The following is a 17407-nucleotide window of genomic DNA, read 5'->3' as shown; positions in this document are numbered from 1 at the left end:
TTTTTTCTCTTCAACCGACCGGGTTAACTGTGAAGTGATTCACATCCGCCGTGTCGATGGAGGCGCATTATAGGGAGCTGCCGAGGAATGACAAGCGGAAATATGCATTTTTATTTCGACCGCTCACCTTTTCGCCAAAAAGGCTATTTCTGATGCTTTTTTATCTCTTTTGGCAGCTCTGCCAGACTATTAATCACCCAATCCGCTGCACTTTCTGCTTCTGGCGTTACGGGCTTACCGGTACGCACTAATATTTTGGTACCCACTCCCGCCGCTGCGGCCGCCTGCATATCTTCCAGCTTATCGCCCACCATATAAGAAGCAGCCATATCAATGTGCAAGAACTCCTGCGCAGAGTTAAACATGCCCGGATGCGGTTTACGGCAGTCGCAGGTCTGACGATACTCTTCTACCGTTCCCTGCGGGTGGTGCGGGCAGTAGTAAATGCCATCAAGATCGACCCCGCGATCGGCCAGCGACCAGTCCATCCATTCCGTCAGCGTCTCAAACTGCGCTTCGGTGAACTTACCACGCGCGATGCCGGACTGGTTCGTTACGACCACCAGCGCATAGCCCATCTCTTTTAGCTGGCGCATTGCCTCTATAACGCCGTCGATAAATTCGAATTCATCGATCTCATGCACATAACCGTGATCCACATTAATAGTGCCATCACGGTCGAGAAAAATTGCGGGTACTGATTTTGCCACCGGTTTGCTCCTGAAAAAGGCCTGTTGAGCTAGTATCTCATGAATCGCAGCGCAATAAAGTGCTCATCGTACAGAGTTGGATTGATTTAGACGTCTGGATGCCTTAACATCCGTTTTGTTTACGGTCATCACCCGTATCTGGCAGAAGAAAATGCCACGGCTAACTTACATACGATAAAAATAATCTAATGATTAAACTTTCCAATATCACCAAAGTGTTCCAGCAGGGGAACCGAACCATTCAGGCGCTGAACAACGTCAGCCTGCATGTTCCTGCTGGTCAAATTTATGGCGTCATTGGCGCATCGGGTGCAGGTAAAAGCACGCTCATCCGTTGTGTTAACCTGCTTGAGCGCCCAACCCAGGGCAGCGTAGAAGTTGGCGGTCAGGAACTTACCGCCCTTTCAGAAAAAGAACTCACCAAAGCGCGCCGTCAAATTGGCATGATCTTCCAGCACTTTAACCTGCTGGCTTCCCGCACGGTGTTCGGCAACGTCGCCTTACCGCTGGAGCTGGATAACACGCCGAAAGAAGAAGTGAAGCGTCGCGTTACCGAACTGCTCGACCTCGTGGGTCTGGGTGATAAGCATGATAGCTACCCGGCAAATCTGTCCGGTGGGCAGAAGCAGCGTGTTGCTATTGCTCGCGCGCTGGCCAGCAACCCAAAAGTACTGCTGTGCGACGAAGCTACCAGCGCACTGGATCCGGCCACCACGCGTTCTATTCTGGAACTGCTGAAGGACATTAACCGTCGCCTGGGCCTGACGATCCTCCTTATTACGCACGAGATGGACGTGGTGAAACGCATCTGCGACTGCGTGGCGGTCATTAGCAACGGTGAACTGATCGAGCAGGACACGGTAAGCGAAGTGTTTTCCCATCCGAAAACGCCGCTGGCGCAGCAGTTTATTCAGTCCACGCTGCATCTGGATATTCCAGAAGATTATCTGGAGCGTTTGAAAACCGAGGCAACGGCGGACAGCGTCCCGATGTTGCGTATGGAATTCACCGGTCAGTCCGTTGATGCCCCTCTGCTTTCCGAAACCGCGCGTCGCTTTAACGTGAACAACAACATTATTAGCGCGCAGATGGATTACGCCGGTGGCGTGAAGTTCGGCATCATGCTGACGGAAATGCACGGCACTCAAGAAGAAACCCAGGCCGCAATCGCCTGGCTGCAAGAACATCATGTAAAAGTAGAGGTACTGGGTTATGTCTGAGCCGATGATGTGGCTACTGGTTCGCGGCGTTTGGGAAACGCTGGCAATGACCTTTGTATCGGGTTTCTTTGGTTTTGTGATTGGCCTGCCGGTAGGCGTACTGCTGTACGTGACGCGTCCGGGTCAAATCATTGAGAACGCGAAGCTCTACCGTACGCTCTCCGCGCTGGTGAATATCTTCCGTTCCATCCCGTTTATTATTCTGCTGGTGTGGATGATTCCGTTTACCCGCGTGATCGTCGGCACATCGATTGGTCTGCAGGCGGCTATCGTTCCGCTGACCGTAGGCGCTGCGCCGTTTATCGCCCGTATGGTGGAGAACGCCCTGCTGGAGATCCCAACCGGTTTGATTGAAGCTTCTCGTGCAATGGGGGCAACACCTATGCAGATCGTCCGCAAGGTTCTGCTGCCTGAAGCACTGCCGGGCCTGGTGAACGCGGCAACGATTACGCTTATTACTCTGGTAGGGTATTCCGCGATGGGCGGTGCCGTAGGCGCTGGCGGTTTAGGACAGATTGGTTATCAGTACGGCTATATTGGATATAACGCTACCGTGATGAATACCGTTCTGGTATTGCTGGTTGTTCTGGTTTACTTAATCCAGTTCTCTGGCGATCGCATCGTCCGGGCTGTTACTCACAAATAACGTTACACACAACACAAACTCGATGAGTTAAGGATAAAACATGGCGTTTAAATTAAAGACCTTTGCAGCAGTAGGCGCGCTGATTGGATCTCTGGCACTGGTGGGTTGCGGTCAGGACGAAAAAGATCCAAACCATATTAAAGTGGGCGTTATCGTAGGTGCAGAACAGCAGGTTGCTGAAGTTGCTCAGAAAGTGGCGAAAGAAAAATACGGTCTGGACGTTGAGCTCGTAACCTTCAACGATTACGTTCTGCCGAACGAAGCGCTGAGCAAAGGCGATATCGACGCCAACGCCTTCCAGCATAAGCCATACCTGGATCAGCAGATCAAAGATCGCGGCTATAAGCTGGTTGGCGTGGGTAACACCTTCGTCTACCCGATTGCAGGCTACTCCAAGAAAATTAAATCGCTGGACGAACTGCAGCCGGGTTCTCAGGTAGCCGTGCCTAACGATCCAACCAACCTCGGACGCTCCCTGCTGCTGCTGCAGAAAGTGGGCCTGATCAAACTGAAAGACGGCGTTGGCCTGCTGCCAACCGTTCTGGATGTCACCGAGAACCCGAAAAATCTGAAAATTGTTGAACTGGAAGCACCGCAGCTGCCGCGTTCTCTGGACGATGCGCAGATTGCCCTGGCCGTTATCAACACCACTTACGCCAGCCAGATTGGCCTGACGCCAGCGAAAGACGGTATCTTCGTTGAAGATAAAGACTCTCCGTACGTTAACCTGATCGTGACTCGCGAAGATAACAAAGACGCGGAAAACGTGAAGAAGTTCGTCCAGGCCTATCAGTCAGACGAAGTTTACCAGGAAGCCAACAAAGTGTTTAACGGCGGCGCTGTTAAAGGCTGGTAATCTCACCTCAGTGTAATATCATCAGGACGGGCTTATGCCCGTCTTGTCATTTGTGCAGTCACCTGATTCAATATCTGACGTTTTGATTATCCATTGAGGAATTATTATGCGTGCTTTACCGATCTGTCTTTTAGCACTCATGCTGAGCGGCTGTTCTATGCTAAGCAGATCTCCTGTTGAACCCGTTCAAAGCACGGCAACCCCGCCAAAAACAGAGCCTGCAAAACCGAAAGTGGTTCGCCCTGCGCCGGTTCGCATTATCACCAAGGCTGACGAACTGGTCGGCAAACCGTTCCGTGAACTGGGTGAAGTGAGCGGTGAATCCTGTCAGGCAACCAATCAGGACTCTCCACCGAATATCCCGACTGCGCGTAAACGCATGCAGATTAACGCCGCAAAAATGAAAGCTAACGCGGTGCTGCTGCACAGCTGCGAAGTCACCAGCGGCACGCCGGGCTGCTACCGTCAGGCGGTTTGCATCGGTTCTGCGCTGAACATTACGGCGAAATGAGTGCATTTCAGTTTGAGCAAATAGGCGTTATCCACTCTCCGTATAAAGAGAAGTTCGCCGTGCCCCGCCAGCCCGGTCTGGTCACCAGCGGCAGCGGCGAGCTTCATCTTCAGGCACCTTATAACCAGGCCGATGCGGTACGCGGGCTCGAGTCTTTCAGTCACTTATGGGTGGTATTTGTTTTTCACCAGACAATGGAAGGCGGCTGGCGTCCCACCGTGCGTCCCCCGCGCCTGGGCGGAAATGCGAGAATGGGCGTGTTTGCGACTCGTTCGACCTTCCGCCCCAATCCGATCGGGATGTCGCTGGTTGAACTGAAAGGCATACGTTGCCAGAAGGATCAGGTCATCCTTGAGTTGGGCAGCCTGGACCTGGTTGACGGCACGCCGGTTATCGACATTAAACCTTATTTGCCTTTCGCCGAATCCCTCCCGAATGCGCGTGCAAGCTACGCTCAGGACGCACCGCAGGCGGATATGCCAGTCTCGTTTACGCCTGAGATAGCCTTACAGCTGAGTCAGCTGGAGAAACGCTATCCTCGCTTACGGCATTTCATCACTGAAGTTCTGGCACAGGACCCCCGTCCGGCCTACCGTAAAGAAGAGGAAGCAGGAAAGACGTACGCCGTCTGGCTGCTGGATTTTAACGTGCGCTGGCGCGTCACTGGGGCAGGTTTCGAAGTGTTTGCCCTTGAACCCAGGTAATTTTGTTCTCCTCTCTTTTGGCATCTTTGCCACACTGGTAAACTAAACCACTTTTTTTGTGTCAGGCTGGCGTTTCAGCCTGTTCCAATCGTCGAAATGGAACCGTAACAACATGCGTACTAGCCAATATCTGCTCTCCACTCTGAAGGAGACACCTGCCGACGCCGAAGTGATCAGCCATCAGCTGATGCTGCGCGCCGGGATGATCCGCAAGCTGGCCTCCGGGTTATACACCTGGCTGCCGACCGGCGTGCGCGTCCTGAAAAAAGTCGAAAACATCGTGCGTGAAGAGATGAACAACGCCGGTGCTATCGAGGTGTCCATGCCCGTGGTTCAGCCCGCTGACCTGTGGCAGGAGAGCGGTCGTTGGGAGCAATATGGCCCAGAACTGCTGCGCTTCGTCGATCGCGGCGAGCGTCCATTCGTTCTCGGTCCAACGCATGAAGAAGTCATTACCGATCTGATTCGTAATGAGCTGAGCTCTTACAAACAGCTGCCGTTGAACTTCTTCCAGATCCAGACCAAGTTCCGTGACGAAGTGCGCCCACGTTTCGGCGTGATGCGCTCTCGCGAATTCCTGATGAAAGATGCCTACTCTTTCCATACGTCACAGGAATCGCTGCAAGAGACCTACGACAAAATGTACGAGGCTTACAGCAAAATCTTCACCCGCATGGGTCTGGATTTCCGCGCTGTGCAGGCTGATACCGGCTCCATCGGCGGTAGCGCGTCCCATGAGTTCCAGGTTCTGGCGCAGAGCGGTGAAGACGATGTGATCTTCTCTGACTCTTCAGACTACGCGGCGAACATCGAATTTGCAGAAGCGCTGGCACCAAAAGAACCTCGCGGCGCGGCAACGCAAGAGATGACGCTGGTTGATACGCCAAATGCGAAAACCATCGCCGAGCTGGTTGAGCAGTTCAGTCTGCCAGTCGAAAAAACCGTGAAAACGCTGCTGGTGAAATCCACCGAAGGCAGCGCTTACCCGCTGGTTGCCCTGCTGGTGCGTGGCGATCATGAACTTAACGAAGTGAAAGCCGAAAAGCTGCCGCAGGTCGCCAGCCCGCTGACGTTCGCCACGGAAGCGGAAATCCGCGCCGTCGTGAATGCTGGCCCAGGCTCTCTCGGTCCGGTGAATATGCCGGTTCCTGTCGTTATTGACCGCACGGTTGCTGCAATGAGCGACTTCTCCGCGGGTGCTAACATCGACGGTAAACATTACTTCGGCATCAACTGGGATCGCGACGTAGCGACACCAGAAGTGGCAGACATCCGTAACGTGGTTGCAGGCGACCCAAGCCCGGACGGCCAGGGTACGCTGATGATCAAGCGCGGTATTGAAGTGGGCCACATCTTCCAGCTGGGTGATAAATACTCTCGTGCGCTGAACGCCGCCGTTCAGGGTGAAGATGGCCGTAACCAGATCCTGACCATGGGCTGCTACGGTATCGGGGTAACGCGCGTGGTGGCTGCGGCCATCGAGCAGAACTACGACGAGCGCGGCATCGTCTGGCCGGACAATATCGCGCCGTTCCAGGTGGCCATTCTGCCAATGAACATGCACAAGTCTTACCGCGTGCAGGAGCTGGCCGAGAAGCTGTACGCCGAGCTGCGCGCTCAGGGTATCGAAGTGCTGATGGATGACCGTAAAGAGCGTCCGGGCGTGATGTTTGCCGATATGGAACTGATCGGTATCCCGCACACCGTCGTCATCGGCGACCGTAACCTCGACAGCGATGAGATTGAATACAAATACCGTCGCAGCGGCGAAAAACAGATGATCAAGACCGGCGATATTCTTGATTACCTGGTGAAAGCCATCAAAGGCTAAACAAAAAACCCCGCTCTGGCGGGGTTTTTTAATGGCTCAACGTCAATTTATTTACTGTTACAGTCTTTACCCGCGACAAACTTCGCGTCTTTATCTGCCACCAGCGTTTTCACCATCTCCCCGCTATCCGGGTTTGGCTCCAGCGTAAAGTGGCCGTCAACCGTCAGCAATACCGGCTTGCTGTCATTGCCGCGCGCCACGGCGTAATCACGTTCAAGCTGCGCATTGTTTGCCACGCTGACTTTCTTACCGGTAGCGCAGTCGGTAAAGATCGCCGCATCCGCCATATAGAAATACATCCCCCGCATCGCCATTGGCGTGGCTGGCAGCGCCGCTTTCACCGGCGTCAGCGTGTAGTTGAGCTGGGATTCAATCGGATTGCCTTCCCGGTCGAGCATTTCCATGTTCTCACCTTTAGGGCGGAACCAGGTTTTGTCACCGGAGGTATCCGTCAGGACCAGCTTCTCCGCCGTACGCGCCCATGTCCCGTAGGTGGCAAATGAAGAGGGTTCTTTCGCGCCCTGGTAGCGCTGGTTCATCACCCAGGTACCGTCTTTTTGCAGGAACAGTGACGTTTCAATGCCTTCGCAGTCCGCGCAAGGCAATACGCCGCGCCAGCTCTGCTGCATTGGCTTTAACTCTTCATTCTGCGCTGGCTGCAAAACCTGCGTTTCAGAACGGTTGTTACACCCGAAAAGCGCAAACAATGTACTCACTGCCAGCGCTGAAAATAATGCTTTTTTCACAATGAATTCCTTATGAAAATTGTGTTCCCTTTCGTCACTCCATCGGGCGACGAACTTTACCGCGTAATGCTTTCACTGTGGATTTTTGGGCTTTCGAGGACAGCCGACGCTCTTTCGATGCGCGGGTTGGCCGCGTTGCCCGGCGGCTTTTTTGTACTGCCGTTAACTCTTTGATGACCGCCACCAGCCTGGCTAGCGCCGCTTCCCGGTTTAATTCCTGGCTGCGGTACTCCTGGGCTTTGATCACAATCACACCATCGCTGGTGATCAAGTGATGGCTGGCGGCAAGCAGACTTTCTTTATAATACTCTGGCAGGCTTGAGGCCCGAATGTCAAAACGCAAATGGATAGCCGTCGACGCCTTGTTGACGTGCTGCCCGCCCGCGCCCTGAGCACGGATGGCGGCGATCTCCAGCTCGCTATCAGGGATACTGACGCTTCGGGACAAGACGATCATGGCGCAGGCTGCCAGGCTGCCAGATGAATTTCCAGATTATTCTGAGAATCAGAAAGCCAGATGGCTCCGTCCTGGATCGTTGCCTGCAGCGCCATCGTCCGGCTGGCGAACTCGCTCAGCTGCGCCAGCTGTTCATCATCCAGATACCAGACGGCGAGATTTTTAAACTGCGCGCATTTATTCTTATTTTGCTGCCACCAAATCTCCGCCGCGCGCTGGTTATAGGCGAATAACGCCACTTCCGCAGACTGAGTACACGCCTTTTTAATCCTGCGCTCATCCGGCAGACCGAGTTCAATCCATAAATCGATCCCCAGATGGTCGTTGCGCAGCCAGGCTTCAGGCTCGTCTTCCGCGCTTAACCCACGGGTAAACTGCAGACGTTCATCAGCATACTTAATCCACGCCAGCAGGCGCAGCATCATACGCTCCTGTGTTTCGGAGGGGTGGCGTGCCAGCGTAAGCGACGCGTCCAGAAACTGGTTGCGATCAAGATCGGCCACGTTGACCACTGCTTTATAAATTGTCGCTTTCAGCGCCATGAGAGAACTCCATTCGAATCAGCCGCACATTGTAGCGAAAACGGAGGCAAAAGGCTGTTACGGAGTAATAAATACACCGCTATCAAGGCGCTGATATTGCTTAAATGAGTATGGTATAGTCACCTTGCTAAACCGAGTTTATCTTCGTAGGCTTAATGATATCTCACAGTAAGTCAGTGCGCTGGCGGGAGGGGATGTGAATAATTATTGTGAGTTAATTCGCAAACGGTATGCGGAAATCGCCAGCGGAGATCTGGGGTATGTCCCGGACGCGTTGGGCTGTGTATTGAAGGTGCTTAATGAAGTGGCCTCTGATGAGAGCCTTTCAGAGTCGGTCAGGGAAAAAGCAGCGTATGCTGCGGCGAATTTACTGGTGAGCGATTATGTCGATGAATGATACTTATCAACCCATCAATTGTGATGACTATGACAACCTCGAACTCGCCTGCCAGCATCATTTAATACTGACGCTGGAGCTAAAAGATGGCGAAGTGTTGAAGGCGAAGGCCAGCGATCTGCTTTCACGCAAGAATGTGGAATACCTGGTCGTGGAAGATGCCGGTGCGACGCGCGAGCTGCGTCTGGACAAAATAGCCAGCTTCAGCCACCCGCAAATCGGCACCGTCGTGGTGAGCGAATCCTGATGACATTAACGGGCAGCCGGGCTGCCCGTTACGCTTTCCGCCACTCGAAGCTGGCACCCTCTTCTGTCCACCCCTCTTCCGTGATGAACACCCCTGCAGCAGCAATCAGCGTTTCACCGTAGAATAGCAGCGGCGTGGTGTCGCGCAGCCACGGCGGCACGTTGTACTCCTGCCATATCTTTTTCAGCTTCCGTCCCCCGTTGCGTCCGACGATATGCAGCAAGCCGCCAGCCTTAAAGCGCACGCTGACGGGTTCACCGGGCTTTGGCAGACGCACATGCCCAGTCGACATCAGAGAGACACTCCCCGCGTCCTGGGGCAATATCAGCGGTGCCTCTGGTGAGGTCCAGTGAAGCACCACATCGGTCAGCGAGGGGGAGTATTTTACCCACCAGAGTTTGCCTTTATAGCGTCTGACCTCATATCCACTCAGGTGTACGCAGGGGGAAGCATCTTCCCGCGCCTGCGCGACTTCGTTCCAGACACGGCTCAGCATTGCCCGCGACGGCATCGCAGCATGATGCGTGGCGAGCCAGCGACGTAACAGTGCGGCCCGACGCGCCGGGCTTATCGCCTCCAGAGGCGCAATTGCCAGCGCACCGTCTTCTGAAATGAGGTCAGACAGCTCCTCGCTGAGTAACTCATCCAGCAGGCTTTCCTGTTCGGCACACAGCATGGCGCTTCTTGCCGTCGCGTCGGCGAAATGCGGCCAGCGCTCGCTTAAAAGCGGGAGGATGCGCAGACGCAGGAAGTTACGATCGTAGCTATCGTCCTGGTTGCTCTCATCTTCGATCCAGCTCAGCTGATGTTCCCGCGCCCAGGCTTCCAGCGACGCGCGTGTCTCGCCAAGCAACGGCCGTAATAATTGCGTTCCGGCAAAATCAGAACGCGCCGGCATGGCGGAAAGCCCCGCGGGTCCGCTGCCCCGCTTAAGCGCCAGCAAAAAGGTTTCGCACTGATCGTCCAGATGCTGCGCCGTGACCAGCGCTTCGCCGGGCAGCAATACGCAGGCAAAAGCGGCATAGCGGGCTTTACGCGCCTGCGCCTCAATACCCAATCCTTCATCAGCAAGCGTGACGCGCTCAACGATGAGCGGGATAGCCCACGCCTCACACAAGGCTTCACAGTGCGCCACCCACTCCTCTGCATGACGGCTTAGTCCGTGGTGGATATGTATAGCCCGAAGCTGGACGCCAGGGTCCCGATCGCGCCAGAGCTTAAGGCGATGTAGCAACACGGTGGAATCCAGGCCACCGCTAAACCCCACCAGCAGCTGGCGGTACGGTGAAACGGCTTGTGCGATAGCAGGTAAGGTCATAGGAAATTACACATAAAAAATGCCCGAACTGAGCGGGCATTATCACACAGGACAAACATTACTGCTGGTAAAGCTCCAGCGGCAGGCCGTCCGGGTCGTTAAAAAAGGTAAACCGCTTGTTGGTAAACGGATCGACGCGAATCGCCTCGCACGTCACGCCGTGCGCTTCCAGGTGTTTTACTGCGCTATCAAGATCATCAACGCTGAAAGCCAGATGACGCAGTCCGCAGGCTTCCGGGCGGGACGGACGCGACGGCGGGAAAGGAAAAGAGAACAGCTCAATCACATACTGCCCGTTTAGCGCGAGATCGCCCTTCCAGGAGTCACGCTCCTCGCGGTAGGCCTCGCTCATGAGCGTAAAGCCAAGAATGTCGCAGTAGAAGGCCTTACTTTTCGCATAATCGGTGGCGATGATCGCAATATGGTGAACCGCTTTTAAACCCAGCATAGCTTCTCCTTTTTATGATGCCTGAACGTTACAACCGAAAACCCACACCTGGCAAGCGGTCACCTTTATTTTAGGACTCGCACCCAGTACACGCCGTTTTCATCGCGCTTCGCGCCGTGAATATCCGTTTCAAAGCCTGGATAGTGACGTCCTACCGAACAGAGCATCAGCAGAAAATCGAGTACCGCCCGGCTCTCCTCGGTGATCATCTCACCCGGCATCAGCAGCGGCACGCCCGGCGGATACGGCAGGATCATGTTGGCCGATACCCGACCGACCAGATTTTCCAGCTCAACGGTTTCGACTTCGCCTTTCACCTGCCGCTGCCAGGCCTTGTGCGGCGTCAGCTTCATATCAGGCAGGACGTCAAACGCCTGGAGCATCAGGCGCGGCAGATCGTGCTGGCGGATCAGCCGGTGGATCCCCTGGGCCAGATCCTGAATACGCATGTTGCGATAGAAGTCAGGATCTTCCGCGTAGAGATCCGGCAGCATGTTCTTCACCCGCAGATTCAGATCGTAGGCGCGCTTGAACTCCATCAGCCCGCGGAGCAACCCCATCGCCCGTGTTTTATCGATCCCTATGCTGAACAGGAACAGCAGATTGTAAGGACCGGTTTTTTCCACCACCACACCGCGCTCGTCAAGGAACTTCGCCACCAGTGCGGCAGGGATCCCCTCCTCGCCCATCACGCCCTGTTCGTCCATGCCCGGCATCAGGATCGTCACCTTCACAGGATCGAGAAACATGTGGTCCGCATCGGCATCCCGGAAGCCGTGCCAGCTCTCTCCCGGCGCGACGGGCCAGCACTCCGCCTCGTCGATCTCTTCCGGCTGCCAGATATCGAAGAACCAGCCGTCGGCCTCATCCTTCAGCCGCTGGACCTCTTTACGGAAATGCAGCGCCCGTTCCACCGAGCGGTTAATCAGGCGTTTACCCGGATTGCCGCGCAGCATCGCCGCCGCCGTCTCGATAGAGGCCACAAGCGGATAGCTCGGTGAGGTGGTGGTGTGCATCATAAAGGCTTCATTAAACGTATCCTCGTCGTACTCGCCTTTAATATGGATTAACGAAGCCTGCGAAAACGCGGCCAGCATTTTGTGCGTCGACTGCGTTTCGAAAAAGACCTTGCCCGGCACGCGCTCGCCGCTCATCCCGCTTTTGCCCGAGTAAATCGGGTGGAAGTTGGTATAGGGCACCCACGCGGAATCGAAGTGGATCGACGGTACGTCCAGCGTCTGCTTGATCCAGTTCGTGTTATACAGCAGACCGTCATAGGTGGAGTTGGTGATTACCGCATGGACAGGCCAGCTTGCGTCGGGGATCGCCGCAACCTTACTTTCGATGGCCTGGTGCGTGAACTCCCGGCGCGGAATGCCGCCGAGGATACCGAGCGCGTTACGCGTGGGTGACAGCCAGATCGGGACGACGTCGCTCATCATCAGCAGGTGCGCCAGCGATTTATGGCAGTTACGGTCAATCAGCAACGTGCTTCCGGTTGGCGCGGCGTACATTCCGACGATTTTGTTCGAGGTCGAGGTGCCGTTGGTCACCATATAGCTCTGCTCGGCGCCAAAGGTGCGGGCGATATACTCTTCGGCTTCAAGATGTGGCCCGGTGTGATCCAGCAGAGAACCCAGTTCTGTCACTGAAATCGACACGTCTGCTTTCAGGGTGTTGCCGCCGAAGAAATCGTAGAACAGGCACCCCACCGGGCTTTTTTGATAGGCCGTTCCGGCCATGTGTCCCGGCGTACAGAAGGTGTATTTCCCCTCTTTCACATAGGTGAACAGCGCGCGCGTAAACGGCGGCGTGATGTTATCAAGGTATTCACCGGTGTACTGCTGAATGCGGGTCGCAATGTCCTCGGCCACGCCAAGCGCGTATTCGAAGAACCACAGCGCCATGCGCATATCGTGCGCGCTGACGTCCATAGTCGAGTGAGTGTTGATAAAGGCGTAGAGCGGAAGGTATTCATTCAGCCTGTTGATCTCGCTGCACAACTCCATGTCGTATTCGTCCCAGTCGAATATCACGCCACAGATGCGCGGATTATGTTCGATGAATTTCAGCAGATCGGCGCTGTTTTGCGGCCAGATTAGCTGATATCCGCGCGCTTTAAGGGCTTGCTCCAGCTCCTTGATGGGCTCGTCTTTATAAAAGACGCCGTGTGGCCCCATGATGGCAATGATGTTCATGGTTTACCTCCTTGAAAAACATCAGATAAGCATAGTTAAGGTAAACGGCAGGTATAAAAAAAGCCGCAACAATGTGCGGCTTTTCAGATAATTGTGAATCTTACGCGTAACCGTAGGTCATCAGACGCTGGTAACGACGGTTGAGCAGGTCTTCTTTGCTCAGGACGTCCAGATCGGCCAGGTCGGCCAGCAGCTGTGCTTTCAGGGAAGCAGCCATCACTTCCGGCTTACGATGCGCGCCGCCCAGAGGCTCCGGGATAACGGTGTCGATCAGCTTCAGCTCTTTCAGACGCGGCGCAATGATGCCCATCGCTTCAGCGGCCAGCGGCGCTTTGTCGGCGCTTTTCCACAGAATGGACGCACAGCCTTCCGGGGAGATAACGGAATAGGTGCTGTACTGCAGCATATTCACTTTATCGCCCACGCCAATCGCCAGCGCACCGCCGGAACCACCCTCACCGATAACGGTACAGATGACCGGAACCTTCAGGCGAGACATCTCGCGCAGGTTGCGTGCGATAGCTTCAGACTGGCCGCGCTCTTCCGCGCCTACGCCTGGGTATGCACCCGGCGTGTCGATGAAGGTGATGATTGGCATATTGAAACGCTCAGCCATCTCCATCAGACGCAGGGCCTTACGGTAGCCTTCTGGGGCTGGCATACCGAAGTTACGACGGATCTTCTCTTTGGTTTCACGGCCTTTCTGGTGACCAATGATCATCACCGGACGTCCATCCAGACGCGCGATACCGCCAACGATAGCTTTATCGTCAGCGTATGCGCGGTCGCCTGCCAGTTCGTCAAATTCGTCAAACGCCAGGCGGACATAATCCAGGGTGTACGGACGCTGTGGATGACGCGCCAGCTGCGCGATCTGCCATGCGCCGAGATCGGCAAAGATTTTGCGCGTCAGCTCTACGCTTTTTTCGCGCAGACGATGCACTTCTTCGTCGATGTTAATATCCAGTTTTTCATCCTGACGGCTTACCGCTGTCAGAGAATCGATTTTCGCTTCCAGCTCAGCAATCGGCTGTTCGAAATCAAGGAAATTCAGACTCATAGTATTCCTGTATTAGTCAAACTCCAGTTCCACCTGCTCCGAACCAATGAGGCCACGGAGATCGTTCAGTAAACGATCGCTCGGAGAGACACGCCACGTTGCACCAAAGCGCAACCGCGCACGTGCATCCGCCCTCTGATAGTAGAGATGTACTGGAATGGTCCCCGAGCGGTGGGGTTCCAGAGACTGACGGAGTCGGTTTAAAAGCTGGTCATCAATTTGCCTGTCCGTCAGCGAGATAGCAAGCCCGCGAGCATATTTTTCCCGGGCTTCGTCAATGTCCATCACTTCGCGGGCGGTCATTTTAAGCCCCCCGCTGAAGTCATCAAAGCTGACCTGTCCGCTGACGATAAGTATGCGGTCTTTTTCCAGCAATTGCTGGTATTTATCCAGCGCGTCGGTGAACAACATCACCTCCAGACGCCCGGAACGGTCATCTAACGTACAGATGCCGATACGATTGCCGCGCTTGGTGACCATTACCCTTGCAGCAATCACGAGCCCCGCAGCCGTGGTGATTTTACCACGTTCTGTCGGATGCATGTCTTTGAGCCTGTGGCCGCCGACATAGCGCTCAATTTCTTTAAGATACTGGTTGATCGGGTGCCCCGTCAGGTACAGACCTAACGTTTCCCGCTCTCCATCCAGTACTACCTGTTCTGGCCACGGCTGGCAGTTGGAATAGGACTGCTCGATCTGCTCTGGCTCTTCAGCCAGCACGCCGAACATATCCGCCTGGCCAATGGCCTCCGCTTTCGCATGCTGATCGGCCGCCTTCAACGCATCGCCGAGCGAGTTCATCAGCGCGGCGCGGTGTGGCCCCAGCCTGTCAAACGCGCCGGACATGATCAGTTTTTCCAGCACGCGGCGGTTCAGTTTTTTGGTATCGGTACGGGCGCACAGATCGAACAGCTCACGGAAGTAGCCGCCGTTATTACGCGCTTCGATGATCGCCTCGATCGGCCCCTCACCCACGCCTTTAATCGCGCCGATCCCGTAGACGATTTCCCCGTCATCGTTAACGTGGAAATGGTACAGACCCGAGTTAATATCCGGCGGCAGGATCTTCAGCCCCATGCGCCAGCACTCGTCCACCAGGCCAACCACCTTTTCAGTGTTGTCCATATCGGCGGTCATTACCGCCGCCATAAACTCAGCGGGATAGTGGGCCTTGAGCCACAGCGTTTGATACGAAACCAAAGCATAGGCGGCGGAGTGAGATTTGTTAAATCCGTACCCGGCGAATTTCTCCACCAGGTCGAAGATTTTCATCGCCAGTTCGCCATCGACGCCGTTTTTCTTCGCCCCATCTTCAAAGATGGAGCGCTGCTTGGCCATCTCTTCCGGCTTTTTCTTACCCATCGCACGACGCAGCATGTCCGCGCCGCCAAGGGTATAGCCGGAAAGCACCTGGGCGATCTGCATGACCTGTTCCTGATACAGGATGATGCCGTAGGTCGGCTCCAGCACCGGTTTCAGGCTTTCATGCTGCCACTGCACGTCCGGGTAGGAAATCTCTTCGCGCCCGTGTTTACGGTCGATAAAGTTATCCACCATCCCTGACTGCAGCGGGCCCGGACGGAACAGGGCCACCAGCGCGATCATATCTTCGAAGCAGTCGGGCTGCAGGCGTTTAATCAGATCTTTCATGCCGCGGGATTCAAGCTGGAAGACGGCTGTCGTCTCCGAGCGCTGCAGCATGTCGAAACTTTTCTTGTCATCAAGCGGGATGGCCGCGATATCCAGCGGCGGCTCGCCGTTCTTCTCGCGGCGGGCGTTGATCATCTCCAGCGCCCAGTTGATGATGGTCAGCGTGCGCAAGCCGAGGAAGTCGAACTTCACCAGCCCGGCGTATTCCACGTCGTTTTTATCGAACTGGGTGACCGGGTGCTGGCCCGCTTCGTCGCAGTAGAGCGGCGCAAAGTCGGTGATTTTGGTCGGGGCGATAACCACGCCCCCCGCATGCTTACCGGCGTTACGCGTCACGCCTTCAAGCTTACGCGCCATGTCGATCAGCGCTTTTACCTCTTCATCAGCTTCGTAGATTTCCGGCAGCTGAGGTTCGGCTTCAAAGGCTTTTGCCAGCGTCATGCCCGGATCGGGCGGCACCAGCTTTGAAATACGATCGACAAAACCGTACGGATGCCCCAGCACGCGGCCCACGTCGCGGATAACCGCTTTCGCCGCCATGGTACCGAAGGTAATGATCTGCGAAACCGCGTCACGACCGTACATATCGGCCACGTGCTCAATCACCTGGTCGCGTTTTTCCATGCAGAAGTCGACGTCGAAGTCGGGCATGGAAACACGTTCCGGGTTAAGGAAACGTTCGAACAGCAGGTCAAACTCCAGCGGATCGAGGTCGGTAATTTTCAGCGCATACGCCACCAGCGAGCCCGCACCCGAGCCACGGCCCGGACCTACCGGCACGCCGTTATCCTTCGACCACTGGATAAATTCCATTACAATCAGGAAGTAGCCCGGGAAGCCCATCTGGTTAATCACCTGGAGTTCAATATCCAGGCGTTCGTCATACTCCGGACGACGTTTTTTACGCTCTTCTTCATCCGGGAACAGGAATTCGAGACGCTCTTCCAGACCTTCTTTCGATTTCATGACCAGGAAATCTTCCGTGGTCATGTCCCCGGTCGGGAACTGCGGCAGGAAGTATTCGCCGAGGCGCACGGTCACGTTACAGCGCTTGGCAATCTCTACGCTGTTTTCCAGCGCTTCAGGAATGTCGGAGAAGAGCTCGCACATCTCCTCTTCGCTGCGCATATACTGCTGCGATGAGTAGTTCCGCGGACGCTTTGGATCGTCGAGAGTGAAGCCATCGTGGATAGCGACGCGAATTTCATGCGCGTCAAAATCGCCGGACTCCAGGAAACGCACGTCATTCGTTGCCACCACGGGCAAGCCGCGCTCTTCTGCCAGTGCGACAGCAGCGTGCAGATAGTTCTCTTCATCCTGGCGGCCGGTGCGAATCAGCTCCAGATAGTAACGATTCGGGAAGTACTCTTCATAGAACGAGACGCACTGATCCACCAGCGCGCTGTTACCGCGCAGCAGGGATTTACCGACATCGCCCATACGGCCGCCGGAGATCAGCAGCAGCCCTTCGTTCAGCTCAGCCAGCCATTCCCTGTCAATCCACGGACCCAGCGCCCCATAACCGCGCTGATAGGCTTTTGAGATAAGCAGAGTGAGGTTTTGGTAACCCGTATTGTTCATGGCCAACACAGAGATTTGCGTCAGTTCATCGCCGATGAGATCGCTCTGCACATGGAAATCCGCACCGACAATAGGCTTCATCCCCGCGCCATGCGCCGTCCCGTAGAACTTAACCAGGCCGCACAGGTTGGTAAAATCGGTGATCGCCAGCGCAGGCATGCCAAGCGAGGCCGCCTTTTTTACCAGCGGCCCGGTCTTTGCCAGCCCATCGATCATGGAGTAGTCGCTATGCACCCGCAGGTGTACGAAACGTGGTTCAGCCATCTTCAGATCCCGCGTTACTTA

At 55.2% G+C, this 17407-nt stretch carries 17 protein-coding genes; 8 read left to right on the top strand and 9 right to left on the bottom strand.

The window, feature by feature from the left end; translation table 11 throughout:
• Positions 1-143 precede the first annotated feature (143 nt).
• Positions 144-710 carry a D-glycero-beta-D-manno-heptose 1,7-bisphosphate 7-phosphatase gene (gene gmhB / locus HBA26_RS16970; protein ID WP_028015601.1) on the bottom strand — a complete coding sequence of 189 codons (567 nt, stop codon included), beginning with the start codon at positions 708-710 and terminating at the stop codon, positions 144-146.
• 188 nt (positions 711-898) lie between these two features.
• Here gmhB and metN point away from each other — a divergent pair, with 188 nt between their 5' ends.
• The 6 genes from metN to proS all read left to right on the top strand — a co-directional run bounded on the left by metN (position 899) and on the right by proS (position 6478).
• Positions 899-1930, top strand: a complete 1032-nt coding sequence (metN, locus tag HBA26_RS16965; protein ID WP_028015600.1) for a methionine ABC transporter ATP-binding protein MetN — start codon at positions 899-901, stop codon at positions 1928-1930.
• A complete protein-coding gene (locus HBA26_RS16960) occupies positions 1923-2576 on the top strand; it encodes a methionine ABC transporter permease MetI (RefSeq protein WP_003856130.1) in 654 nt (217 codons plus the stop codon). Before metN ends, HBA26_RS16960 begins: the two co-directional genes overlap by 8 nt.
• Positions 2577-2616: 40 nt before the next feature.
• A complete protein-coding gene (gene metQ, locus HBA26_RS16955) occupies positions 2617-3432 on the top strand; it encodes a methionine ABC transporter substrate-binding lipoprotein MetQ (RefSeq protein ID WP_014168729.1) in 816 nt (271 codons plus the stop codon).
• A 106-nt stretch (positions 3433-3538) separates the two neighbouring features.
• Positions 3539-3943: an Rcs stress response system protein RcsF gene (gene rcsF, locus HBA26_RS16950; RefSeq protein WP_008501883.1), complete on the top strand. Its 405-nt coding sequence runs from the start codon at positions 3539-3541 to the stop codon at positions 3941-3943.
• Positions 3940-4647 carry a tRNA (N6-threonylcarbamoyladenosine(37)-N6)-methyltransferase TrmO gene (tsaA, locus tag HBA26_RS16945; protein WP_041911179.1) on the top strand — a complete coding sequence of 236 codons (708 nt, stop codon included), beginning with the start codon at positions 3940-3942 and terminating at the stop codon, positions 4645-4647. Before rcsF ends, tsaA begins: the two co-directional genes overlap by 4 nt.
• 112 nt (positions 4648-4759) lie before the next feature.
• A complete protein-coding gene (proS, locus tag HBA26_RS16940; protein ID WP_166720962.1) occupies positions 4760-6478 on the top strand; it encodes a proline--tRNA ligase in 1719 nt (572 codons plus the stop codon).
• 47 nt (positions 6479-6525) lie between these two features.
• On the opposite strand, the gene nlpE is transcribed toward proS, so the two are convergent.
• Genes nlpE through HBA26_RS16925 form a run of 3 tightly spaced genes read right to left on the bottom strand, consistent with a single transcriptional unit; the run spans position 6526 to position 8223 of the window.
• Complete coding sequence (nlpE, locus tag HBA26_RS16935) at positions 6526-7224, bottom strand: envelope stress response activation lipoprotein NlpE (RefSeq protein ID WP_048960338.1); 699 nt, start codon at positions 7222-7224, stop codon at positions 6526-6528.
• A 34-nt stretch (positions 7225-7258) separates the two neighbouring features.
• Positions 7259-7681, bottom strand: coding sequence for an alternative ribosome rescue aminoacyl-tRNA hydrolase ArfB (gene arfB / locus HBA26_RS16930; RefSeq protein ID WP_028015595.1), 423 nt, complete (start codon positions 7679-7681; stop codon positions 7259-7261).
• The gene (locus HBA26_RS16925) at positions 7678-8223 is read right to left on the bottom strand and encodes a YaeQ family protein (RefSeq protein WP_049000573.1); all 546 of its coding nucleotides are present in this window, start codon (positions 8221-8223) and stop codon (positions 7678-7680) included. Before HBA26_RS16925 ends, arfB begins: the two co-directional genes overlap by 4 nt.
• Positions 8224-8419: 196 nt before the next feature.
• Here HBA26_RS16925 and HBA26_RS16920 point away from each other — a divergent pair, with 196 nt between their 5' ends.
• Positions 8420-8620 carry a YaeP family protein gene (locus tag HBA26_RS16920; protein WP_008501889.1) on the top strand — a complete coding sequence of 67 codons (201 nt, stop codon included), beginning with the start codon at positions 8420-8422 and terminating at the stop codon, positions 8618-8620.
• Positions 8607-8867, top strand: coding sequence for a Rho-binding antiterminator (gene rof, locus HBA26_RS16915; protein ID WP_028015593.1), 261 nt, complete (start codon positions 8607-8609; stop codon positions 8865-8867). Before HBA26_RS16920 ends, rof begins: the two co-directional genes overlap by 14 nt.
• 28 nt (positions 8868-8895) lie before the next feature.
• On the opposite strand, the gene tilS is transcribed toward rof, so the two are convergent.
• From tilS to dnaE, 5 genes are all read right to left on the bottom strand, one after another.
• Positions 8896-10185 (bottom strand): tRNA lysidine(34) synthetase TilS, encoded by a 1290-nt coding sequence (tilS, locus tag HBA26_RS16910; protein WP_126345469.1) that lies wholly within the window; start codon positions 10183-10185, stop codon positions 8896-8898.
• 58 nt (positions 10186-10243) lie between these two features.
• Complete coding sequence (locus HBA26_RS16905) at positions 10244-10633, bottom strand: VOC family protein (RefSeq protein ID WP_049000570.1); 390 nt, start codon at positions 10631-10633, stop codon at positions 10244-10246.
• Positions 10634-10698: 65 nt separating this feature from the next.
• Positions 10699-12831 carry a lysine decarboxylase LdcC gene (locus HBA26_RS16900; RefSeq protein WP_126345468.1) on the bottom strand — a complete coding sequence of 711 codons (2133 nt, stop codon included), beginning with the start codon at positions 12829-12831 and terminating at the stop codon, positions 10699-10701.
• A 100-nt stretch (positions 12832-12931) separates the two neighbouring features.
• The gene (gene accA / locus HBA26_RS16895) at positions 12932-13891 is read right to left on the bottom strand and encodes an acetyl-CoA carboxylase carboxyl transferase subunit alpha (protein ID WP_013095666.1); all 960 of its coding nucleotides are present in this window, start codon (positions 13889-13891) and stop codon (positions 12932-12934) included.
• Between the two features lie 12 nt (positions 13892-13903).
• Positions 13904-17386 carry a DNA polymerase III subunit alpha gene (gene dnaE, locus HBA26_RS16890; RefSeq protein ID WP_041911187.1) on the bottom strand — a complete coding sequence of 1161 codons (3483 nt, stop codon included), beginning with the start codon at positions 17384-17386 and terminating at the stop codon, positions 13904-13906.
• Between the last annotated feature and the right edge of the window lie 21 nt (positions 17387-17407).

Origin of the sequence: Enterobacter sp. 725m/11 (genome assembly GCF_011683705.1) — a bacterium.
GTDB lineage: Bacteria > Pseudomonadota > Gammaproteobacteria > Enterobacterales > Enterobacteriaceae > Enterobacter > Enterobacter bugandensis.
The sequence above is the reverse complement of the archived record's forward strand: the minus strand, read 5'-3'. Positions and strand labels throughout refer to the sequence as shown.

Coding starts and splice junctions, on each gene's coding strand:
- metQ (WP_014168729.1), top strand. CDS start 2,617: ATGGCGTTTAAATTAAAGACCTTTGCAGCAGTAGGCGCGCTGATTGGA.
- arfB (WP_028015595.1), bottom strand. CDS start 7,681: ATGATCGTCTTGTCCCGAAGCGTCAGTATCCCTGATAGCGAGCTGGAG.
- tsaA (WP_041911179.1), top strand. CDS start 3,940: ATGAGTGCATTTCAGTTTGAGCAAATAGGCGTTATCCACTCTCCGTAT.
- HBA26_RS16960 (WP_003856130.1), top strand. CDS start 1,923: ATGTCTGAGCCGATGATGTGGCTACTGGTTCGCGGCGTTTGGGAAACG.
- accA (WP_013095666.1), bottom strand. CDS start 13,891: ATGAGTCTGAATTTCCTTGATTTCGAACAGCCGATTGCTGAGCTGGAA.
- HBA26_RS16900 (WP_126345468.1), bottom strand. CDS start 12,831: ATGAACATCATTGCCATCATGGGGCCACACGGCGTCTTTTATAAAGAC.
- dnaE (WP_041911187.1), bottom strand. CDS start 17,386: ATGGCTGAACCACGTTTCGTACACCTGCGGGTGCATAGCGACTACTCC.
- proS (WP_166720962.1), top strand. CDS start 4,760: ATGCGTACTAGCCAATATCTGCTCTCCACTCTGAAGGAGACACCTGCC.
- metN (WP_028015600.1), top strand. CDS start 899: ATGATTAAACTTTCCAATATCACCAAAGTGTTCCAGCAGGGGAACCGA.
- HBA26_RS16925 (WP_049000573.1), bottom strand. CDS start 8,223: ATGGCGCTGAAAGCGACAATTTATAAAGCAGTGGTCAACGTGGCCGAT.
- rcsF (WP_008501883.1), top strand. CDS start 3,539: ATGCGTGCTTTACCGATCTGTCTTTTAGCACTCATGCTGAGCGGCTGT.
- rof (WP_028015593.1), top strand. CDS start 8,607: ATGTCGATGAATGATACTTATCAACCCATCAATTGTGATGACTATGAC.
- tilS (WP_126345469.1), bottom strand. CDS start 10,185: ATGACCTTACCTGCTATCGCACAAGCCGTTTCACCGTACCGCCAGCTG.
- HBA26_RS16905 (WP_049000570.1), bottom strand. CDS start 10,633: ATGCTGGGTTTAAAAGCGGTTCACCATATTGCGATCATCGCCACCGAT.